Annotated in this window: 3 protein-coding genes; 1 reads left to right on the top strand and 2 read right to left on the bottom strand. The window is 51.3% G+C overall.

Annotated elements, in window-relative coordinates; translation table 11 throughout:
- The first annotated feature begins 434 nt into the window (after positions 1 to 434).
- Positions 435 to 626, top strand: coding sequence for a hypothetical protein (locus tag KOSB73_RS26975; protein ID WP_021243041.1), 192 nt, complete (start codon positions 435 to 437; stop codon positions 624 to 626).
- Positions 627 to 916: 290 nt separating this feature from the next.
- Here KOSB73_RS26975 and KOSB73_RS26970 read toward each other — a convergent pair whose 3' ends face one another.
- Both KOSB73_RS26970 and KOSB73_RS26965 read right to left on the bottom strand, forming a co-directional pair.
- Entirely contained in the window at positions 917 to 1,102 is a 186-nt protein-coding gene (locus KOSB73_RS26970) for a Rop family plasmid primer RNA-binding protein (protein ID WP_013772937.1), read from the bottom strand.
- 365 nt (positions 1,103 to 1,467) lie between these two features.
- The gene (locus tag KOSB73_RS26965) at positions 1,468 to 1,695 is read right to left on the bottom strand and encodes a YgdI/YgdR family lipoprotein (protein WP_021243043.1); all 228 of its coding nucleotides are present in this window, start codon (positions 1,693 to 1,695) and stop codon (positions 1,468 to 1,470) included.
- Positions 1,696 to 2,495 lie beyond the last annotated feature (800 nt).

Raw genomic sequence — 2,495 nt, 5'->3', positions numbered from 1 at the left:
GCCTATGGAAAAACGGCTTTGTTCTTCGTTAAGTATCTTCCTGGCATCCCCCAGGAAATTTCTGATCCATCCGTAAGCCCGTCCCGCTCGCCGCAGCCGAACGACCGAGCGGAGCGAGTCAGTGAGCGAGGAAGCGGAATATATTCTGTATCACATTTTCTCCTGACGCGTTTTCTTTCACTTTCTGCGCCTGTCTTATGTGGCATTAATGCTATGTGTTACTGCCATGCTACATCTTAAGCCAGTATACACTCCGCTAGTGCTCCGTGACTGGTCCGGCGCTGCGCCCGGAACCCGCCTGTACCGGTTCAGCAGCCGTTCCGGCCTGACTGCAATTTTTTTTTTTTCATCCCTGCCCGCTACCCTGTAAACCTTTCTTCTGCGTTGCCGTTAACAGTAGGTAAGCCATGTTTGGTTTTTCTTCCGGAGCCCTGATGACTCTTAGTGATGATGAGCGACACCTGCTTGTGTCCGTTGTTTCGGTCTGGCTACGGCGTGCCGGAGGGGATGCCGGAGCCATGATGCTGGATGCATACCGGCAGATTTTGTCTGAAACCGAACCGGCCGTAAGGACTGTCATGCTCGAATTTCTTGAATCCGTTCGCATTCATTACATTTCGTCCTGAGCATTTTCTGTATTTCTGTCCATACTTAAACGAGGCGGCCGTCACGGACGGTGGTCGTCGTTCCATGATGCTGTTATGGACGAGTGAGAGTAATCTAATCTAACTTGATTGAGTTCCGGGCGTGCCGCCCGGTTTTTTTTGCTGTTTCCCGGTGTCCGTTCCGGGACAGGATGTGCATTTGTAATACCGCGCACGCGCCGGCATCACAAATACCCTGGTCAGGGCTGCGCCCCGACACCCCGCCATCGCCTCACGGCCGCGCACTGAATTGCGCACCCGTTCACCGATTTTCACGCATTTTCCTCGCCTATCTGTGCGTTCAGCATGGCGTAAAGCGCTTCGGCCTGATCGTGCAGGTGCTCACAGCAGCCGGCAGCCTCATCCAGATCCATCTGCTCGAGCCGCTCAAGGAGGAGAAGTGTCTGTGCGCGGATAAATTTGGCCATATTGAGGGCGGCGGATTCCTGTCTGGTCACTGGTGATTTTCCCCGTCTGGTGATGATTTTTGCGTGAAAAGAGCATGGCGTCATTCTGGTGCATAGTCATGCATGCCGTTAAAATTTAACAGGCGCGTTTCTGACGGGTTCCGGGGTGGTTTGTTGTGGTTTTTGTCATGGTTTCGTCAGGAACGCGCTGAACGCGTCTCAGGCGGTGCGGGCAACGGATGTTATGGTAAATTCTTGGGGGCTTGATTATAAAATACCGCACTTCCTCTTATGTCTTGTGCTTTTTAGACAACCCTGAAAGCTTTTAGCTTTGGTGATGCAATTTGCTGGGATTTTGGCGGAGAACCACAGGTAAAGAAAAAGGCCACATTAGCGGCCTTTTTCGGAGAAGATGCTCAGTGCGGAATTTCGGAGACTTCTTTAACGTCGGTTTTATTGATCTGCTGTTTGACACCATTCGCGTCTGTATAGCCAAGCAGGCCTGAGTCTGATTCTTTAGGTTTGCCGTCGCTGACAATAGTGCGACCGTCATTGGTGTGTATGGCATAGCTTGTGCGCGTGCAGCCGGTGAGGGCTGAAAGCGCAACTGCCGCTGCGAACACTGAAACAAAAATCTTTTTCAAAGCCAGCTCCTTTTATCCATATCAGTTTTGGTCACTAACCATCTAACTATAGGTCATTTTTTATGTGAAAAGAGGCTTGATGGTGGGCTGTATATCGAGTTAGGCGCGAGGTGCTATGGTCAAAGTGTGGTGTCAGGCGGGGAGGAGGCTTATATGAGATGTAATCCGGCCGATACATATACCAAGATGATTTAAGTATTCCTCTTTGTGAGGTTGGATGTCTAATTTATAAAGGATCTTCTTGAGATCCTTTTTTTCCGCGCGTAATCTCTTGCCCTGTAAACGAAAAAACCACCCTGGCAGGTGGTTTTTCGAAGGTTAGGTAATCCTGGCAGATCCCCTAACCGTGGTAACAGTCTTGTGCGAGACATGTCACCAAATTTGTCCTTTCAGTGTAGCCTCACTAAGGCCGCCACTTCAAGAACTCTTGAGACATCTCTCGCACATCCTGTTTGCCAATGGCCGTTGCCAATGGCGATTAGTCGTGTCTTTCCGGGTTGGACTCAAGTTGATAGTTACCGGATAAGGCGCAGCGGTCGGACTGAACGGGGGGTTCGTGCATACAGTCCATCCTGGAGCGAACTGCCTTCCCGGAACTGAGTGTCAGGCGTGGAATGAGAAACCGCGGCCATAACAGCGGAGTGACACCGGTAAACCGAAAGGCAGGAATGCGGGGGAGCACGAGGGAGCCACCAGGGGGAAACGCCTGGTATCTTTAAGCCGCATCGGGTTTCGCCACCACTGATTTGAGCGTCAGATTCTGTGATGCTTGTCAGGGGGGCGGAGCCTATGGAAAAACG

The sequence above is a fragment of the Klebsiella grimontii genome (genome assembly GCF_900200035.1).
In the GTDB taxonomy this organism is placed as follows: Bacteria; Pseudomonadota; Gammaproteobacteria; order Enterobacterales; family Enterobacteriaceae; genus Klebsiella; species Klebsiella grimontii.
Note: the sequence above shows the minus strand (reverse complement) of the source record. Positions and strands in the feature narration are given on the sequence as shown.

Excerpts from the sequence above, each read along its gene's own strand:
- KOSB73_RS26975 (WP_021243041.1), top strand. The coding sequence starts at position 435 with ATGACTCTTAGTGATGATGAGCGACACCTGCTTGTGTCCGTTGTTTCG.